Annotated in this window: 19 protein-coding genes and 1 pseudogene; 12 read left to right on the top strand and 8 right to left on the bottom strand. The window is 67.8% G+C overall.

Annotated features, from left to right (window positions below; all coding sequences use genetic code 11):
* Nucleotides 1–52: 52 nt before the first annotated feature.
* On the top strand, nt 53–271 hold the full coding sequence (locus PV764_RS08915; RefSeq protein WP_143592064.1) for a hypothetical protein: 219 nt from the start codon (nt 53–55) through the stop codon (nt 269–271).
* Here PV764_RS08915 and PV764_RS08910 read toward each other — a convergent pair.
* Nucleotides 268–678: a GFA family protein gene (locus PV764_RS08910; RefSeq protein WP_421116494.1), complete on the bottom strand. Its 411-nt coding sequence runs from the start codon at nt 676–678 to the stop codon at nt 268–270. The genes PV764_RS08915 and PV764_RS08910 overlap by 4 nt on opposite strands.
* A gap of 211 nt (nt 679–889) precedes the next feature.
* On the opposite strand from PV764_RS08910, the gene PV764_RS08905 reads away from it, so the two are divergent.
* Both PV764_RS08905 and PV764_RS08900 read left to right on the top strand, forming a co-directional pair.
* A complete protein-coding gene (locus tag PV764_RS08905) occupies nt 890–1,867 on the top strand; it encodes a DUF4105 domain-containing protein (RefSeq protein WP_421116658.1) in 978 nt (325 codons plus the stop codon).
* Nucleotides 1,864–3,813, top strand: coding sequence for an esterase/lipase family protein (locus PV764_RS08900; protein WP_421116493.1), 1,950 nt, complete (start codon nt 1,864–1,866; stop codon nt 3,811–3,813). Before PV764_RS08905 ends, PV764_RS08900 begins: the two co-directional genes overlap by 4 nt.
* 21 nt (nt 3,814–3,834) lie before the next feature.
* Here PV764_RS08900 and PV764_RS08895 read toward each other — a convergent pair.
* A pseudogene (locus PV764_RS08895) lies at nt 3,835–5,207 on the bottom strand (MFS transporter).
* Nucleotides 5,208–5,297: 90 nt separating this feature from the next.
* On the opposite strand from PV764_RS08895, the gene soxR reads away from it, so the two are divergent.
* A complete protein-coding gene (soxR, locus tag PV764_RS08890; protein WP_172838051.1) occupies nt 5,298–5,732 on the top strand; it encodes a redox-sensitive transcriptional activator SoxR in 435 nt (144 codons plus the stop codon).
* Between the two features lie 66 nt (nt 5,733–5,798).
* On the opposite strand, the gene PV764_RS08885 is transcribed toward soxR, so the two are convergent.
* From PV764_RS08885 to PV764_RS08875, 3 genes are all read right to left on the bottom strand, one after another.
* Nucleotides 5,799–6,401 carry a short chain dehydrogenase gene (locus tag PV764_RS08885; protein ID WP_019185382.1) on the bottom strand — a complete coding sequence of 201 codons (603 nt, stop codon included), beginning with the start codon at nt 6,399–6,401 and terminating at the stop codon, nt 5,799–5,801.
* A gap of 150 nt (nt 6,402–6,551) precedes the next feature.
* Complete coding sequence (gene proC / locus PV764_RS08880; RefSeq protein ID WP_421116492.1) at nt 6,552–7,373, bottom strand: pyrroline-5-carboxylate reductase; 822 nt, start codon at nt 7,371–7,373, stop codon at nt 6,552–6,554.
* Between the two features lie 27 nt (nt 7,374–7,400).
* Nucleotides 7,401–8,081 (bottom strand): YggS family pyridoxal phosphate-dependent enzyme, encoded by a 681-nt coding sequence (locus PV764_RS08875; protein WP_046274048.1) that lies wholly within the window; start codon nt 8,079–8,081, stop codon nt 7,401–7,403.
* A gap of 108 nt (nt 8,082–8,189) precedes the next feature.
* On the opposite strand from PV764_RS08875, the gene PV764_RS08870 reads away from it, so the two are divergent.
* The 4 genes from PV764_RS08870 to PV764_RS08855 all read left to right on the top strand — a co-directional run bounded on the left by PV764_RS08870 (nt 8,190) and on the right by PV764_RS08855 (nt 12,350).
* Complete coding sequence (locus PV764_RS08870) at nt 8,190–9,227, top strand: type IV pilus twitching motility protein PilT (protein WP_019185385.1); 1,038 nt, start codon at nt 8,190–8,192, stop codon at nt 9,225–9,227.
* A gap of 51 nt (nt 9,228–9,278) precedes the next feature.
* Nucleotides 9,279–10,415 carry a PilT/PilU family type 4a pilus ATPase gene (locus PV764_RS08865; protein WP_019185386.1) on the top strand — a complete coding sequence of 379 codons (1,137 nt, stop codon included), beginning with the start codon at nt 9,279–9,281 and terminating at the stop codon, nt 10,413–10,415.
* A gap of 111 nt (nt 10,416–10,526) precedes the next feature.
* Nucleotides 10,527–11,090, top strand: coding sequence for a hypothetical protein (locus PV764_RS08860; protein ID WP_046274049.1), 564 nt, complete (start codon nt 10,527–10,529; stop codon nt 11,088–11,090).
* Nucleotides 11,091–11,366: 276 nt separating this feature from the next.
* Complete coding sequence (locus tag PV764_RS08855) at nt 11,367–12,350, top strand: aldo/keto reductase (protein WP_046274050.1); 984 nt, start codon at nt 11,367–11,369, stop codon at nt 12,348–12,350.
* Nucleotides 12,351–12,453: 103 nt separating this feature from the next.
* Here the strand turns inward: PV764_RS08855 and PV764_RS08850 are convergent, their stop codons facing one another.
* The gene (locus tag PV764_RS08850; RefSeq protein ID WP_046274051.1) at nt 12,454–13,275 is read right to left on the bottom strand and encodes an alpha/beta fold hydrolase; all 822 of its coding nucleotides are present in this window, start codon (nt 13,273–13,275) and stop codon (nt 12,454–12,456) included.
* Nucleotides 13,276–13,479: 204 nt separating this feature from the next.
* Here PV764_RS08850 and PV764_RS08845 point away from each other — a divergent pair, with 204 nt between their 5' ends.
* Nucleotides 13,480–14,187 carry a YitT family protein gene (locus PV764_RS08845; RefSeq protein ID WP_421116491.1) on the top strand — a complete coding sequence of 236 codons (708 nt, stop codon included), beginning with the start codon at nt 13,480–13,482 and terminating at the stop codon, nt 14,185–14,187.
* A 6-nt stretch (nt 14,188–14,193) separates the two neighbouring features.
* Here the strand turns inward: PV764_RS08845 and PV764_RS08840 are convergent, their stop codons facing one another.
* Nucleotides 14,194–15,333, bottom strand: coding sequence for a hypothetical protein (locus PV764_RS08840; protein ID WP_152663797.1), 1,140 nt, complete (start codon nt 15,331–15,333; stop codon nt 14,194–14,196).
* On the bottom strand, nt 15,330–15,866 hold the full coding sequence (locus PV764_RS08835) for a DNA-3-methyladenine glycosylase I (protein ID WP_019185392.1): 537 nt from the start codon (nt 15,864–15,866) through the stop codon (nt 15,330–15,332). Before PV764_RS08835 ends, PV764_RS08840 begins: the two co-directional genes overlap by 4 nt.
* Nucleotides 15,867–15,975: 109 nt before the next feature.
* Between PV764_RS08835 and PV764_RS08830 the strand changes: the two genes are divergently transcribed.
* From PV764_RS08830 to PV764_RS08820, 3 genes are read left to right on the top strand one after another with little or no spacing between them, the layout of a single operon-like run.
* Nucleotides 15,976–16,542: a YqgE/AlgH family protein gene (locus PV764_RS08830; RefSeq protein WP_019185393.1), complete on the top strand. Its 567-nt coding sequence runs from the start codon at nt 15,976–15,978 to the stop codon at nt 16,540–16,542.
* Complete coding sequence (gene ruvX / locus PV764_RS08825; protein ID WP_019185394.1) at nt 16,535–17,032, top strand: Holliday junction resolvase RuvX; 498 nt, start codon at nt 16,535–16,537, stop codon at nt 17,030–17,032. The genes PV764_RS08830 and ruvX overlap by 8 nt, the downstream gene beginning before the upstream one ends.
* A 16-nt stretch (nt 17,033–17,048) precedes the next feature.
* Nucleotides 17,049–17,999, top strand: a complete 951-nt coding sequence (locus tag PV764_RS08820; RefSeq protein WP_019185395.1) for an aspartate carbamoyltransferase catalytic subunit — start codon at nt 17,049–17,051, stop codon at nt 17,997–17,999.
* Nucleotides 18,000–18,102 lie beyond the last annotated feature (103 nt).

The raw sequence follows: 18,102 nt of genomic DNA, 5'->3' as shown, positions 1-18,102 counted from the left end.
ATGCCGGCGGGCCATTAGCGTAGATCGTCCCCACAGCGCTTGGAGACATGCCATGAATCCCCTGCAGACGGTCGCTCGGACCATGCGAAACGGGTTGGAAGAAGTGGCGGCCCTGCTGGTCGGCCAGCGCGCCGAGTCACTGCGTCAGGACGATACCGCCGCGCCCGGGGTCGGCATCCCGATGCCGCGCCGGTTGCCGCTCAAGCGCCCGCTGTTGCATGGGCGCAAGGGCATGGCCCCGTGGCAGAAAATCGGCCCGGGTCGCCGTTAGGGGCGTTTGGCATCGGCGGGGTGGTTGACCCCGTCGTTGACCGGCACCTCGCCGATAGCAAACGGATTGATCCCGTCCAGACAGCCGACGTTATAGCCGAACTCATCCGGTGAAGAGCGGCGCTGATGGTGTGTGTAGATGCCGCACACGCTGCAGAAGTGGTGGCGGGCGACGTGCGTGTTGAACTGATACAGCCGCAGTTCGTCATGCCCCTGCACGATCTCCAGATCCGCCAGCTTCACCGAGGCCACGATCGCGCCGCGGCGCCTGCACATCGAACAATCGCAGCGGCGGGGCGAGACCACGCCGTCCGGCAGGTGCAGGCGCAGCACGACCGCCCCGCAATGGCAGCGCAGCAGATGGTGGCGCTGGATGGGCACCCCCCCGATGGTGGTCAGTCCCTGCATGGGTGGTGCGTCCCTGGTAGCCATGAGTGGCCCCAGTATGCGATCGCGCGGGGCGGCCATGCCAGGCCCTGACGGCGTCGGGGGTGAACGCCGGGTCGAAGCTGAACAGGCTCGACATGCGGCGAACACAGGGGTTATGGCTAACTAGCGCCCCGGACAGACGACGGATCGATGCGTGAAGAAGGCAGGACGATGGGGGCTGGCGCTGCTGATGCTGCTGGCGGCGCTGTGGATCACCGGTTTGCTGGCCTACCAGCTGCCGGGGCCCGGCTGGTTGCGGTATCTGCTGGTCGGCCTGTGGGCGGTGTTCGCCGTCACCGGGGCGGTGGGCGTCGCGCGCGCGCGCGCCGGGCGCTGGCCGGGCGTGCTGTACGGCGTGGCACTGGTTGCCTCGGGCATCTGGTGGCTGCTGCTTACGCCGCGCCAGGACCGGATCTGGGCCGACGATGTCGCCCAGCGCCTGAAGGTGGTCGAGGTGGATGGCCCACGCGTGGTGCTCGACAACGTCCGTGACTTCACCTGGCGCAGCGAGACCGACTACGACGCGCGCTGGGTACGCCGCGAGTACAACCTGGACCAGCTGCGCTCGGCCGATCTGATCCTGTCCTACTGGATGGGCCCGGCGATCGCGCACACGCTGATTTCCTTCGGCTTCGACGACGGCCGCTACCTCGTGTTCTCGCTGGAGATCCGCAAGGAGCGCGGCGAGTCGTTCTCCGCGCTGGGCGGGTTTTTCCGCAAGTTCGAGATGACCCTGGTCGCTTCGGAGGAAACCGACATCGTGCGCACCCGCACCAATGCGCGGGGCGAGGATGTGTATCTGTACCGCCTGCACGGCATGACCCAGGAGCAGCTCAAGGCGCTGTTCGTGTCCTACCTTGGCGAGGCGCGCAAGCTCGACGCCGCGCCGGCGTTCTACAACACGTTGACCAGCAACTGCACCACCATCGTGTACGAACTGGCCAAGCAGATCGCGCCGGGCCTGCCGATGGATTACCGGCTGCTGGCGTCGGGCTACTTCGCCGAATACGCGCGCGATCTGGGCGTGCTCACGCCGGGCGTGCCGTTCGAAACGCTGAAGGCCCGCGGGCGGATCACCGAACGTGCGCGGGCGAGCAATGAAAACGATGATTTTTCACGGGTGATCCGCCGGGACGTCCCGGGGACAGGGCAGGGAAGCGTTCCATGATGTCCATAGTGAAGTTGTTCCCGCACCGCGCGTTGCCGCTGCTGGCCGTGGTGCTTTCGCTGCTGCTCTCCAGCGGCTGCGCGATGGTCACCATGAAGCAGGTGGCCCCGACCGAGTACCTGGCCAACAAGCGCGGCGACGTGCTGACCTCGGGCAAGCTCAGCGCGGCCTCGCAGGAAACGCTGAGCGTGATCGGCATGGACGTGGCGCAGTGCGAAAAGGACGTGGCCACCTGCCAGAAGACGCTGGAAGACACCGATGTCCTGCCCGAGGAGCAGCGGCTGTCGGCGCAGTCCGAGCTGTGGGTGAAAACCGCGCTGGCGCTGACCCCCAAGCCCAAGGACCGCGAGAAAACGCCGATGTCCGACGCGGCGCTGGATGCGTGGCTGGAAGCTGCGCGCTATGCGTACGCCTACCTGTTCTTCAGCGGGCGAACGCCTTCGGACCGTGCCTTCGAGGATCGCCAGACCCAGGTTCGCGATTACTACAACTACGCTGCCGAGCAGACCGCCTCGGTGGTGTTCAAGCGCAGCCGCGAGAGCGCGCTGGAAGGCGAGGACTACAATGCCGCGGTGGCCGGTGAGCGCTGGACGCTGACCTCCGATTTCGATGAGCTGCGCATGCAGAGCATCCCCACCCGGATGGTGTCCGCCTCGGCGGTGAGTTTCGCCGGCCTGCGCAGCACCTATCGCCGCGATGGCTTCGGCGCCGAGCTGGTGGTGATCATGGACCCGCCCAAGCTGGTCGCCCCGGCCGATGGCGAGAAAGCGGAGATTCCGCAGTACAGCGAGATGTCGGCGATCAATGCCACCGCGCTGCTGCGCTTCAAGGGCGACAACCTGCAGCAGGTGCTCGATACCACCCAGGTGCTGTTCGATGTGTACTCGCCCGAGTCCACCGAGAGCGTGGACCTGCACGGTGAGAAGGTGCCGCTGGCCGGCAACTTCACCGCGGCCTACGGCTTGTGGCTGGCGCAGTCCGGCTTTGCCACGCAGTCGCTGCGCACGCTGTTCGGCATGAGCGAAGGCATCGGCGCGCCGCACATGTACCTGATGCAGCCGTGGGACCCGAACCGTCGCATCATCTTCATGCTGCACGGCCTGGGCAGCAGCCCGGAAGCCTGGGTCAACGTGGCCAACGAGATCATGGGCGATCCCCAGCTGCGCCGGCACTTCCAGGTCTGGCAGGTGTATTACCCGACCAATGCCCCGATCGCGCTGAACCGCTACGAGATCAACCAGGCCTTCAACAACACGCTCAAGCACTTCGACCCGACCGGCAGCACGCCAGCGGCCAAGGACATGGTGTTCATCGGGCACAGCATGGGCGGCGTGCTCGCGCGCCTGTTGGTGACCTCTTCCGGCGATGTGCTGTGGAACGACCTGCTGGCCAACTACGACCTCAAGGGCGAACGCCTGAAGCGGGTCGAGGCCAAGCTGGGCCCGCTGCTGCATTTCACCGCCGAACCGAACGTGGAGCGGGTGATCTTCATCGCCGCCCCGCACAAGGGCACCGACATCGCGGGCAACCGGCTGGGGCGGCTGATAGGCCGGCTGGTGCGGTTGCCGATCACGATCCTGGGCAAGTTCGAGGACGTGTTCCTGACCCTGCAGGAATCCGAGTCGGCCAACAGCACCACCAAGCTGCAGATTCCCAACAGCATCGACAACCTCAAGGCCAGCGATCCATTCGTGAAGGCCGCCGGCGCGCTGCCGATCACGCCGGGCCTGAAGTACCACTCGATCATCGCCCAGCGCAAACCGGAGGTGCCGTTGCAGCAGTCCGACGATGGCCTGGTGCCGTACTGGAGTGCGCACCTGGACGGTGCGGTATCGGAGAAGGTGATCATCTCCGGGCACAGCGTGCAGGAAACCCCGCAGGCCGTGCTGGAGATCCGCCGCATCCTGCGCGAGGACCTCAAAGAGGTTGGCGACACGCATCCGTGAGGATGCGTGGCAGCCTCTGCTTCAGATGCGCCGCGCCACCACCACGCTGAGCATCGCCAGCACCAGCATGATCGCGAAGGTCAGCAGGTAGCCCAGCGCCTCACGGCCCTCCAGGAACAGCGCGAACAGCGAGCCGGAGACGGCCAGCGTGGTCGCCACGCCGAGGGCCTCGCTGAGCTGCAGGGCGGAGGTGTTGGCGCCCTGCTGCGCTGGCGGTGACAGCGACAGCGTGAGCACCGACAGGCTGGGATAGATCAGCCCATGCCCAGCCCGGTCAGTACCCAGCCGGCCATGGCCGTCCACAGCGGCACGCCGGGCTGGATCGCCAGCGAGGTGGCCAGGATGCCCGTGCACATCAACAAGGCACCGGCCTGCAGCAGTTGCCGGCGCGACCAGCCACGCTGCTGGTGGCCCTGCAGCCACGAGCCGGAGAACCAGCCCAGCGCCCCCAGGCTCAGTGCCACGCCGGCGACGACCGGCGTCAACCCGCGCTCGCGCTGCAACAGCAGCGGCAGGAACGCTTCGCAGCCGAAGAAGGCCGAGGCCGCGATCCCGCGCAGGGCGATTACGCTGGGCAGGCCGCGGCGCAGGCGCAGCGTGCCGGTCGGCAGCAGCTTCCAGCTGCACAGGGCGAGCAGGGCGAGGGCGGGCGCCAGCAGCGCCACGGCGAGCCATCCCTGCTGCTGGCCGCCGATGTACAGCGCAAGCGCGCCGAAGGCGGCCCCTACCGCCCAGGGCACCACGTTGCGGCTGCTGGTGCCGGTGGCGACCGTGCCCACCTGGCGCAGGGCCGGGCGCAGCAGCAGTGCCGCCGGGATGGCCAGCAGCGGCACGATCAGGAACACCCAGCGCCAGCCCAGGTGCTGCACGATCAGGCCGCTGATGCTGGGGCCGACCAGCGAGGGCACCACCCAGCCGGCCGAGAAGGCGGCGAACACGCGCGGCCGCATCGGTTCGGGGAAGGAGCGTCCGACCAGCACATACAGCGCCACGGAGATCGCGCCGGCCCCCAGGCCCTGCATCAGCCGCCCGAGCACCAGCACCGGCATGTGCTGGGCGAAGCCGGCCACGAGCAGGCCGGCAACGAAGCAGGCCAGGCCCAGCCACAGCGGCCGTGCCGGGCCACACTGGTCGCTCCAGCGGCCGGACAGCGTCATCCCGATCACGCTGGTGGCCAGGGTGCCGCCGAACGCCAGCGCGTACAGGCGCAGGCCGTCCAGGTCATGGGCAACGGTCGGCATCGCCGCAGCCACTGCCAGCGCTTCGAAGCCATGCAGCGAGACCAGCGCGACCATGCCGATGGTGGTCGCCCGGTAGGCCGGCGACAGGATCGAGGGGATCGGGGCATCCTCCACCGGAGCGGTGGCGGGCGGAGTGGAGGCGTCAGCGGACATGCGGATTCCAGACATCGGGGGGAGGGCCGGGGTTGCAGTGCACTCCGGCGGCGCGCAGGATGCCACCTGAACCAAGGTTGAGGTCAAGCAGTGATCGCGCAGGAACTGAGTGTAGGCGAAGTCGCCAAACGGAGCGGCGTGGCCGTCTCGGCGTTGCATTTCTACGAGCGCAAGGGCCTGATCCGCAGTCTGCGCACCGCCGGCAACCAGCGCCGCTTCGCCCGCGACGTGCTGCGCCGGCTGGCGGTGATCCGGGTCGCCCAGCGGGTCGGGATGCCGCTGGAGGCGGTGGCGACCGCTTTTGCCGCCCTGCCGGAGAACAAAACGCCGACCAAGGCCGAGTGGGCCAGGATGTCGGCGCTGTGGCGCAGTGAGCTGGACCAGCGCATCGAGCAGTTGCTGCTGCTGCGCGACCAGCTCACCGACTGCATCGGCTGTGGCTGCCTGTCGTTGAAGCGTTGCCGCCTTACCAATCCCGGCGACACGCTGGGCGATCAGGGCGACGGCCCGCGCCGCTGGGAGTAGAGCCGGCCAGCGGCCGGCGGGGGGCCCCGCTTGCCACCTGTAGAGCCGGCCGCTGGCCGGCTGCCCTCACCAGACGGTGAACACCTGCCCGCTCTGGATGCCTTCCACGCTGCGCTGGTAGGCCAGCGACGCGCGCTGCGCCGTCACCGGTTCAAAGCCCGGGAAGTAGGCGCCGTAGTCGTCCATCGATTCGGCCAGCACGTTCGGGCTGACTGCATTGATGCGCAGCCCACGCGGCAGCAGCTCGCAGGCTGCGGCGCGCACGAAACCTTCGAGCGCGGCGTTGGCTGCCGTGGCGTTGGCGCCGTCGCGGATCGGCTGGGCGCTGATGATGCCGCTGGTCAGGGTGATCGAGCCGCCGGTGTTGAGGTGATGCTGGGCGGCCAGGCTCAGCCGCACCTGGCCCAGCAGTTTGTCCTGCAGCCCCAGGTTGAAGTCGGCCGGCCGCATCTGGGCCAGTGGACCGAAGTGGACCTGGCCGGTGGTGGCGATCACCGCGTCGACCTTGCCCACCTTCTCGAACAGCGCCTGCACGCTGGCGTCGTCGGTGAGATCCACCTGCACGTCGCCGCCGTGGCGGCCGGCGCGGATCAGTTCGTGGTGCACGCCGAGCGTACTGGCGACCGCCTGGCCCAAGGTGCCGCTGGCACCGACAAGCAGGATCTTCATGTGCATGTCTCCCGTAAACGTAGGGGTAGAGCCACGCCACGCGTGGCTGCTTCTTGTTCCGGCATCGCGGGCCAGCCACCCATGGGGTGGCTCTACCCGGTCAGGGGGCGGCCAAGGTAACGCCACGCCATGCGTGGCGACGCTTGGTCCTCAGTCATTCGCCGCCGACAATGCCTGCCCGCGCGTGGTCGCCGCGTCGATCGCGCGCGCCACGATCGCCTCGAAGCCATCGCCTTGGAAACTTTCGATCGCCGCCTGGGTCGTGCCGTTCGGCGAGGTCACCCGGCGACGCAGTTCGGCCGGCGCTTCGCCGGATTCATCCAACATGCGCGAGGCACCGAGCAGGGTCTGCACCACCAGTGTGCGGGCCGCCTCGGCCGGCAGGCCTTGCGCGATCCCAGCCGCCTCCATCGCTTCGGCCAGCAGGAACACGTACGCCGGGCCGCTGCCGGAGACCGCGGTGACGGCATCCATGCGCGCTTCGTCGTCGATCCACACGGTGCGCCCTGCCGTGGCCAGCACGGTATCGGCCTGGGCGCGTTGCGCGGCGCTGACCGTGGCAGTGGCGAACAGGCCGGTGACACCGGCGCCGAGCAGGGCGGGCGTGTTGGGCATCGCACGGACCACGGCGTGGCCGCCGCCCAGCCAACGGTCCAGCTGACTGCTGGTGATGCCAGCGGCGATGGAGACCACCAGCGGTTGCTTGCCGTGGGCGATGGCGGTGAGCGAGGCGCAGACATCGCGCAGCACCTGCGGCTTGACCGCCAGCACCCACACGGTGCCCTGTGCGGCAGCTTCGGTCGCGCTGGCGTAGGTCCTGACGCCGAATTCGGCCGTGAGCGCATCACGCAGCTCGGTCACCGGCTCGGCGACATGGATGCTGGCCGGGGCCACGCCCCGGCGGACCAGGCCGGCGATCAGGCTGCGGGCCATGTTGCCGCCGCCGATGAAGGTGATGGGGGACGTGCTCATGAACTCTCCTTGGAACGGGCGGGGCGCTCAGGCCGGTCGCGGGCGTGCGCCGAACAGCGCGGTGCCGACGCGGACCAGGGTGGCGCCATGGGCGATGGCCTCAGGGTAATCGCTGCTCATGCCCATCGACAGCGTATCCACCTGCGGGTGCGCTGCCGCCAGCTTGGCAAACAACGTGGCCATGCGGGTGAAAGCGGCCTGTCGGCGTTCAGCGTCAGGCCACGGGGCCGGGATCGCCATCAGCCCGCGCAGGCGCAACTGCGGCGCGGCAGCGATGGCGGTGGCGAGGGCATCGATGTCCTCCGGCGCGCAGCCGTGCTTGCTGTCTTCGTCGTCGATGTTGACCTGGATCAGCACGTTCAGCGGTGGCTGGCCGGCCGGGCGATGCGTGGCCAATGCGGTGACCAGCTTGAGGCGGTCCACGCTCTGCACCCAGTCGAAATGGCGGGCGGCGAGCTCGGCCTTGTTCGACTGCAGGTGACCGATCAGGTGCCACTCCAGGCCCAGCGATGCCAGTGCCTCGATCTTGGCGACCGCCTCCTGCACGTAGTTCTCGCCGAAAGCGCGCTGCCCCTGCGCGGCCAGGGCCTGCACGGCCTCGGCCGGCTGGGTCTTGGAGACCGCCAGCAGGACCGGATCTGGCCGCCCGGCGGCCGTGGCCGCGTTGTGCAGGTTCGTCAGGAGGGTGGGCAGAGGCTGGGGGGTCACGGCGGGTCCGGTGGATCAGGGGCTGGCGCGTATTGTGCACATCTCGCTCTATACTGCCGCCCGGGGAAAGAACCTTCCAGTCGCAGCAGTCATGGGGAGTAGCAGCGCATGGATATCGCCGAACTGTTGGCGTTTTCCGTAAAGAACAAAGCGTCGGATCTTCATCTGTCGGCCGGCCTGCCGCCGATGATCCGCGTTGACGGCGATGTCCGTCGCATCAATATTCCGGCCCTGGACCACAAGCAGGTCCACGCGCTGGTGTACGACATCATGTCGGACAAGCAGCGTCGCGATTACGAAGAGTTCCTCGAGGTCGATTTCTCGTTCGAGATTCCCTCGCTGGCGCGCTTTCGTGTCAACGCTTTCAACCAGAACCGCGGTGCGGGTGCGGTGTTCCGTACCATTCCCTCCGAGGTGCTCACCCTGGAAGACCTGGCCTGCCCGCCGATCTTCCGTGAGCTGATCGATCAGCCGCAGGGGCTGATCCTGGTCACCGGCCCGACCGGTTCGGGCAAGTCGACCACGCTGGCGGCGATGATCGACCACATCAACAAGAACGAATACGGCCACATCCTCACCGTCGAGGATCCGATCGAATTCGTGCACACCTCGCAGAAGTGCCTGATCAACCAGCGCGAAGTGCATCGCGATACGCACGGCTTCAATGAAGCGCTGCGCTCGGCACTGCGTGAGGATCCGGACATCATCCTGGTCGGCGAACTGCGCGATCTGGAAACCATCCGCCTGGCGCTGACCGCCGCGGAAACGGGCCACCTGGTATTCGGTACGCTGCACACCAGCTCGGCCGCCAAGACCATCGACCGCATCATCGACGTGTTTCCCGCCGGCGAAAAGCCGATGGTGCGCTCGATGTTGTCCGAGTCGCTGCGCGCGGTGATCTCCCAGGCCCTGCTGAAGAAGGTCGGTGGTGGGCGTACGGCTGCATGGGAAATCATGGTCGGCACCCCGGCCATCCGCAACCTGATCCGCGAAGACAAGGTCGCGCAGATGTACTCGGCGATCCAGACCGGCCAGCAGATGGGCATGATGACCCTGGACCAGCACCTGCAGGACCTGGTCAAGCGCAGCCTGATCACCCGCAACCAGGCACGCGAGTACGCCAAGGACAAGCGGATTTTCGAATAGTGGTAGTGCCGGCCGCTGGCCGGCTCCTGAAAACCTCCGGAGTACACCGCGATGAGCACCACCACCATCGACTTCACCTCGTTCCTCAAGCTGATGGCGCACCAGAAGGCCTCGGACCTGTTCATCACCGCGGGCATGCCGCCGGCGATCAAGGTCAACGGCAAGATCTCGCCGATCACGCAGACACCGTTGACGCCGCAGCAGAGCCGCGACCTGGTGTTGAACGTGATGACGCCGGCGCAGCGCGAAGAGTTCGAAAAGACCCACGAATGCAACTTCGCCATCGGCCTGTCCGGTGTCGGCCGCTTCCGCGTGAGCTGCTTCTACCAGCGCAACCAGGTCGGCATGGTGCTGCGCCGGATCGAAACGCGCATTCCCACCGTGGAAGAGCTGAGCCTGCCGCCGATCGTCAAGACGCTGGCGATGACCAAGCGCGGCATCATCCTGTTCGTCGGCGCGACCGGTACCGGTAAATCGACCTCGCTGGCGGCGATGATCGGCTACCGCAACCACAACTCGACCGGCCACATCATCACCATCGAAGACCCGATCGAATTCGTGCACAAGCACGAAGGCTGCATCATCACCCAGCGCGAAGTCGGCATCGATACCGACAGCTGGGAGGCGGCGCTGAAGAACACCCTGCGCCAGGCCCCGGACGTGATCATGATCGGCGAGGTGCGTACCCGCGAGGGCATGGACCACGCCATCGCTTTTGCTGAAACCGGCCACCTGGTGCTGTGCACGCTGCACGCCAACAACGCCAACCAGGCGATGGACCGCATCATCAACTTCTTCCCGGAAGACCGTCGCAACCAGCTGCTGATGGATCTCTCGCTGAACCTCAAGGGCGTGGTCGCCCAGCAGCTGATCCCCTCGCCGGACGGCAAGACGCGCAAGGTCGCGATGGAAATCATGCTGGGTACGCCGCTGGTGCAGGATTACATCCGCGACGGTGAGATCCACAAGCTCAAGGAAGTGATGAAGGACTCGGTCCAGCTGGGCATGCGCACCTTCGACCAGAGCCTGTTCGAGCTGTACCAGGCCGGCGAGATCAGCTACGAAGACGCCCTGCGCTACGCCGATTCGCAGAATGAAGTGCGCCTGCGCATCAAGCTCTCGCAGGGCGGCGACGCACGCACGCTGTCGCAGGGGCTGGACGGGGTGGAGATCTCCGAGATCCGCTGAGCGGGGGCTGTAAAAGCCGGCGCGGCTCTGCGATAGTCTCGCGGTCGCGGGCCACCGCGATGCAGGGGGCGCCGGCACCTCGCCGGTATCAACGCATCAGGTGATGGGCATATGGACATGCACGATCCGTACCGCGCGCCGGCGGCGTCTTCCGCACTGCCGGCGGCGACTTTCGCCACCAACGGCGTCGCAACGTACTACGCACCACCCACGCTGAAGATCGCGGCGTTGTCGCTGGCCACGCTGGGTCTCTATCCGGTGTACTGGTTCTGGCGCAACTGGCGCGCGATCAAGCGCGAAACCGGTGGAGATCAGTGGCCGTGGGCGCGCGCGTGGTTCTCACCGCTCTGGTCGTTCCTGTGCTTCAGCGACCTGCGCGATGTGGCCGCCAATCGCCGCCGCACGCTGGCGATCGCACCGGGCCTGCTGGGCGTGGCCTACTTCCTGCTGTATGTGGCCAGCCGACTGCCCGATCCCATGTGGCTGGTCGCGCTGTTCACCTTCGTCCCGCTGTTGCCGGTCAACAGCCTCCTGCGGCGCTACCATCGCGACGAAGGCATGGACACGCGGGCGCTGGACCGCTTCGGGGTGTGGCACATCCTTGCGGTGGTCGTGGGCGGTCTCTTCCTGCTGCTCACGGTGGTTGGCACCCTGCGCGGCGATGGCGTCTCCTGAGGGCTGGATGATGGTGGCAGTGCGCAACTGATCCTGATCGACGACGAGCACGTGCAGCTGAAGACCTTGGATCCAACAGCTGCAGCAGCGCCGATGCATCACGATCAAGGCTGAAAAGGTCACCTGCACACTGCCGGCATGATGCGTATCTGCCTCGTGCATTGATTGATTAGCCACGCTCATGACCGACAGCACTCCACACCCTCCAATCCCGGCAGCGGCAGGGCTATGGTGGCACTCCCCCATGACGCCGGTCCCACCGGCAGGAGTACCACCATGCAGACACGTGAACTGGGCCGCAGCGGCCTGCGGGTTTCGGCCCTCGGGCTCGGCTGCATGGGGCTGAGCTACGGCTATGGCCCGGCCACCGACCGTACCGAGGCGATCGCCTTGCTGCGCGCGGCGGTCGAGCAGGGGGTCACCTTCTTTGATACGGCCGAAGCCTATGGGCCGTTCCTCAACGAGGAACTGCTGGGCGAAGCGCTGGCGCCGTTCCGTGACCAGCTGGTGATCGCCACCAAGTTCGGCTTCAAGGATGGCCACGCCGACGCCGGCCTGGACAGCCGCCCCGAGCGCATCCGCGCGGTGGCCGAGGCCAGCCTGTCGCGTTTGAAGACCGACCGCATCGACCTGTTCTACCAGCACCGGGTCGACCCGAATGTGCCGATCGAGGACGTGGCCGGTACGGTCAAGGACCTGATCGCCGAGGGCAAGGTGAAGCACTTCGGGTTGTCCGAGGCCGGCGTCGATGCCATCCGCCGGGCGCACGCCGTGCAGCCGGTGGCGGCGCTGCAGAGCGAATACTCCCTGTGGTGGCGCGAGCCGGAACAGGCCGTGCTGCCGGTGCTGGAAGAACTGGGTATCGGCTTCGTGCCGTTCAGCCCGCTCGGCAAGGGCTTCCTGACCGGGGCGATCAACGTAGGCACGCAGTTCGCGGCCGATGACTTCCGCAACAGCGTGCCGCGGTTTGCGGCCGAAGCCCGCCAGGCCAATCAGGTGCTGGTGGACCGCATCAGCGCGATAGCCGCCGACAAGCGGGCCACGCCGGCCCAGATCGCCTTGGCCTGGCTGCTGGCGCGCGAACCGTGGATCGTGCCGATTCCCGGCACGACCAAGCTGCATCGCCTGACCGAGAATCTGGGCGCGGCTGCGGTGGTGCTGAGTGAGGCCGACCTGCAGCAGATCGGTGCGGCGCTGGACAGCATCGCCATCGTCGGGGATCGCTACAACGCCGAGCGGCAGAAGCTGGTCGCGCACTGAGCGGGGCGCTGGGCGCACGACACCGGCCAACGCAGCCAGGATCGGCACGCGCGATACCGTCCCACACATTCGGGTAGGTGCCGACCGTTGGTCGGCACACACCTCACCCGCGAATGAACGCCAACAGATCGACGTTGATCACGTCCGCATGGGTGGTACACATGCCATGTGGGTAGCCTTTGTAGACCTTCAGCGTGCCGTGCCTGAGCAGCTTGATGGCCAGCTCCGCCGAATCGGCGATCGGCACGATCTGATCGTCGTCGCCGTGCATCACCAGCACCGGCACGTCGATCTTTTTCAGGTCGTCGGTGAAGTCGGTTTCCGAGAAGGCCTTGATGCAGTCGTAGTGCGCGTTGATCGCGCCCATCATCCCCTGCCGCCACCAGTTGTCGACGATGCCCTGTTGCGGCGGCGTGCCCTCGCGGTTGAACCCGTAGAACGGAATCGGCACGTCGCGGTAGAACGCCGCACGACCCGCGACCAGTGCCTGCCGGAAGCCGTCGAAGACCGCCTTCGGCGTGCCGCCGGGGTTGGCCTCGCTCTTGACCATGATCGGTGGCACCGCACCGATCAGCACCGCCTTGGCCACGCGCCCGGGCTTGGCCTGCGCGACGTAGTGCGCGACTTCGCCACCGCCGGTGGAATGCCCGATGTGGATCGCATCGCGCAGGTCCAGGTGATCGGCCAGCGCATTGACGTCGGCAGCGTAGGTGTCCATCTCATGCCCCCCGCTGGTCTGCGAGGAGCGGCCATGGCCGCGGCGGTCGTGCGCGATCACGCGATAGCCCTGCAGCAGGAAGAACTGCAGCTGGCTATCCCAGTCATCGGCGCTGAGCGGCCAGCCGTGATGGAACACAAGGGGCTGACCCTTGCCCCAATCCTTGTAGAAGATCTCGGTGTTGTCGGCGGTGGTGACGTAGGGCATGGCACGGAACTCCTGAGGGAGGGGAGGGCACGGCGGGGTACCCACACATGCTGCGGCTGGGGGGTGTTCAGCGGGGATGAACGGCGGATGTCGGTCCGGCGTCGGTGGCCCGGCACCTCCGCCGGCGGCGGCTGAATCAATTTCACCAGCAACTGTCACGCCGATCGTGTCTAATACCGCTCCCCACGTCACACCCCCACCCCCATGTCCCTTGAATCCCATGGCCCCGCGCCGTGCGACGACGCTGACGGCCACCTGGTCACCGCAGGCCCGCTGACCCCGCCCCCCGACAGCGCCGGCACCGTGGCCGACGAGAAAGCCCTGCGCCATTCCGTGGCCGAGGACGTGCAGGGCATGATCCTGGCCACGCTGGTGGCGTCGCTGGGCCTGGCCATCTTCGCCAAGGGCGGGCTGATGATCGGCGGCATGGCCGGGCTGGCCTTCCTGGCCCACTACGCCTTCGGCTGGAACTTCGGCCTGGTGTTCGTGCTGGTCAACCTCCCTTTCTATTGGGTGGCCGTGCGGCGCATGGGCTGGGAATTCACCCTGAAGACCTTCGCGGCGGTAACCGCCTGCGGTGTGCTGACCGACCTGCTGCCGCGCTGGGCCGACTTCGCCCACATGAGCTCGCTGTACTCGGCGATCGTCGGCGGCGCGCTGGCTGGCCTGGGCATCCTGTTCTACATCCGCCACCGGGCCAGCCTGGGGGGCATCGGCATCCTGGCGGTGTACCTGCAGCGCACGCGGGTCTGGAGCGCCGGCAAGGTGCAGATGTCGTTCGACACGCTGCTGATGTGCGTGGCGTTCTCGGTACTGTCCCCCTCCAAGGTGATGTACTCGGCGATCGGTGCGGTGGTGCTCAGCCTGGTGCTGATGTTCAACCACCGCCCGGGCCGCTACATGGGCGTCTGACGCCGGTTACTCACCCTGCGGCGGCACCGGCACGACGCTCACGCCGGAGACCCAGCGGCGGCTGCGCAGGTCCAGCGTCGCCGCCTGCTGGCCCGGGCCGCGGTACAGCCACAGCTGGCAGCACAGCGCGTGGTCGCCGGCATAGCTGCTGCGCAGGGCGATGAGCGAAGCGCTGTAGCACTGGCCTCCCGAGCGGATCACGGTGTCGGCGGCGGTATCGAAGGTATAGCTGCCGGCGCCGCGCCAGGGCCACGCGCCGGTCTCGTCCGGGTCGGTCCCGGCCGGCATCGGGCAGCGCCCCTGCTCATCGCCGAAATGCGCGACGCCCTCGCCATCGATGCTCAGCGCGGCCAACAACTGGTCGATGTGCTTGAGCAGGCGCCGGTCCGCTGCGATCGCCGCGGCATCGGCATCCAGCGGTTCGCCATCGACATGCATCACCGGGTCGGCCAGCCAGTGCTCGCGGCCGTAGCGCACCTGCAACTGCACCGCCGGGCTGCGCTCGCGGGGGTCAACCGACAGCGGCCGGTTCAGCAGCAGGGTGTCGCCGTAGTAGTCGCCATCGCGGTAGGCGATGTAGCTGACCCCATCGATGCGCAGCCAGTACAGGCCCTGGTCGCTGCCGCGCCCGCTGATGCCGTACTGCCCCTGTGCCCAGGGGCGCTGCGGGTCGAGACTGTCGGGTACCACGAAGCCGCGCTGCGGATCGCGCCGCAGCATCTCCACCTGCGTATACAGGCCGGTGCCGCCGCTGTAGGCGCTCTGCACCAGGTCGCGCTTGCCGTCCCCATCCAGATCGAGCAGGGAGAGCGACAGCTCACCCATCTCCACCGGTACGGTGTGCCGGGCGTCGGTCTCGCGCAGATAGCGGGTCACCGCCGCCCAATCGGCCGGGGTGACTGTGGGCGGGCGCACCAGCGCGGACAGTGGCGCATCACTGTCGCCGGCCACCGGGATCTGCAGGTCCACGCCGGTTTCGTCGCGGTAGCGGGCCAGCACCGTATCGATCGGGGCCGGGTCGTCGGCCGCCACGGCGGCGATCTCCGCGCGAAGGCGCTCCAGCACGTTGTCCAGGTCGCTTGCGGCAGCCAGCGGGGGCAGGCTCAGGGCAGCGAGCAGCACAGCCCGCACGACGGGGTGCGTCACGCCTGGCGCCAGGCCGGCTTGAGCGTGTCGATGCGCTTGAACACCGGGCAGTCCGGGCTGTGCGCGCCGGGCAGGTAGCCCAGGCTCATCAGGAACTCGCCGGTGATCTCCCCGCCGGTGAAGCGGAAGGTCTTCTTGAACAGCTTCACCCAGGCCGCCTTGTCCAGCGGATGGTGGGCATCCAGCCACCCGGCGAAGCTGCCGTGGCTGGCCCGCAGCTGCTGGATCACCTGGGCATTGTGGACGGCCGCGTGCACCTTGAGCCGGTTGCGGATGATCCGGGCATCGTTGAGCAGGCGCTCGATATCGCGCTCGCCATACGCGGCCACGGTGTCCACGTCGAAGCCGTCATAAGCGGCGCGGAAGCCCTCGCGCTTCTTCAGGATGGTCTCCCAGCTCAGGCCGGCCTGGTTGATCTCCAGAATCAGGCGCTCGAACAGCTCGCGCTCTTCGCGCTGCGGGAAGCCGTACTCGTGGTCATGGTAGTGGCCGTGGACCGGATGGCCGGGGGCGATGAGGCAGTAACCGGACACGTGCAGCTCCTTGCGATGGCGGATCAGGCGCGCGGGTCAGGGCACGCGCGCAGGCCTGCATTATGTCAGCGCGAAAGCGCACATCACGGCCAGCGGCTAGAATGGGGCCATGTCTGAACTGTCCACTTCGCTTGCCCACCACCTGCTGGTCGCGCTGCCGTCGCTGACCGACCCCACCTTTGCCCGTACCGTGGCGCTGATCTGCCAGCACGACGAGAACGGCGCGATGGGCGTGCTGGTCAACCAGCCCTCCGAGTACACCCTCGGCGAGGTGCTGGCCCAGATGGAGATCACGACCACCAGTGACACCCTGCGCGGCCAGGTCGTGCTCAACGGCGGCCCGGTGCACCCGGAGCGTGGCTTCGTGATCCACGATGATGCGCGCAGCTGGGATTCCAGCCTGGCCGTGGGCGAGGGCGTCTTCCTCACCACCTCGCGCGACATCCTCGAAGCCATGGCGCGCGGCGAAGGCCCGCGCAATGCGCTGGTCACCCTGGGCTGTGCCGGCTGGAGCGAAGGGCAGCTGGAAACGGAAATCGCCGAAAACAGCTGGCTGGCCGTGCCGGCCGATGCCGAACTGCTGTTCAGCACGCCGCTGGACGAGCGCTGGCAGGGCGCGGCCGCGCGCATCGGCGTGGACCTGTTCCGCCTTACCGATTACAGCGGCCATGTCTGAGCCGGCCACGCCAGCGCCCGCCGCGGCCGCACCGCCGACGATCCGCCGTGATGGCACGGTGCTCGGTTTCGATGTCGGCTCGCGCCGGATCGGCGTGGCCATCGGCAGCTCGTTCGGCACCCATGCGCGTGCGATCGCGGTGGTCGATGTACATGGCAACGGGCCGGACTGGACCGCCGTGGAGCGCCTGATCAAAGAGTGGCGGCCGGACGGCCTGGTGGTGGGCGATCCGCTCACCCTGGATGGCCAGGACCAGCCCAACCGCAAGCGCGCGCAGGGCTTTGCCCGCCAGCTGCGGGAACGTTTCAAACTGCCGGTGGTGCTGGTCGACGAGCGCTCCAGCTCGGTCGAGGCCGCACGCCGGTTCGCGGTCGAGCGCGCCGAAGGCCGCAAACGCCGCCGCGATGCCGCCGCCCTGGATGCAGTGGCTGCGGCGGTGATCATCGAACGCTGGCTCTCCTGCCCGGATGACGCCACCCCCGTTTCCTGACCCTCAGACCCTGCCCATGACCGCCTCGCAACTCGATTCCGATGGACGCCTGCGCCACCTGCTGACCCTGGAAGGTCTGCCCCGCGAAACCCTGCTGCAGCTGCTCGACCGCGCCGGCCAGATCCGCGATGCGGCCGTCGGGCGGGTGGGCAACAAGCGCCACGTGCTCGGCGGCTCGGCGGTCTGCACGTTGTTCTTCGAACCCTCCACGCGCACCCGCAGCTCGTTCCAGCTGGCCGCGCAGCGGCTGGGCGCGGACGTGCTGAACTTCGATGCCTCCACCTCGTCCACCCGCAAGGGCGAGACCGCCTGCGACACGCTCAAGAACCTGGAAGCGATGGGCGTGCGCGGCTTCGTGGTGCGTCATCCCGATGATGGTGCGGTGGCGGCGCTGGCTGCCGCAGCGGGCGAGGGCACGGCCCTGGTCAACGCCGGTGACGGCCGCAGCTCGCACCCGACCCAGGGCCTGCTGGACATGCTGACCCTGCGCCAGGCCAAGGGCAGCGATTTCTCGAAGATGAAGGTCATCATCGTGGGTGACGTGAAGCACTCGCGCGTGGCCCGCACCGACCTGCATGCCCTGCGCACGCTGGGCGTCGGCGAGATCCGCGTATGCGGCCCGCAGTCGCTGCTGCCGGACGATGACACCCTGAAGGGCTGCATCGTCGGCGACGATTTCGACGCGATGCTGGAAGGCGCCGATGCGCTGATGATGCTGCGCCTGCAGCGCGAGCGCATGGAAGAAGGCCTGGTGCCCTCGCTGGAGCAGTATCACGCGCAGTACGGCCTGGATGCGACGCGCCTCAAGCGCGCCGGCACCGATGCCGCCGTGTTGCACCCGGGCCCGATCAACCGCGGCGTGGAGGTCACCGACGAGGTGGCCGATGGTCCGCAGTCGTGGGTGCTGCGCCAGGTCGCCAACGGCGTGGCCGTGCGCATGGCGGTGCTGGAAACGTTGTTGGGGTGAGCGTCCGTTTAACACGGTAGGCATCGACCGTTGGTCGATGCATGACCGGTAGTGCCGGCCGCTGGCTGGCTCCCGATGTCTGTTGCGGAGCCGGCCAGCGGCC

It is taken from the genome of Stenotrophomonas sp. AS1 (assembly GCF_048957655.1).
Classification (GTDB): domain Bacteria; phylum Pseudomonadota; class Gammaproteobacteria; order Xanthomonadales; family Xanthomonadaceae; genus Stenotrophomonas; species Stenotrophomonas bentonitica_A.
Note: the sequence above shows the minus strand (reverse complement) of the source record. Positions and strands in the feature narration are given on the sequence as shown.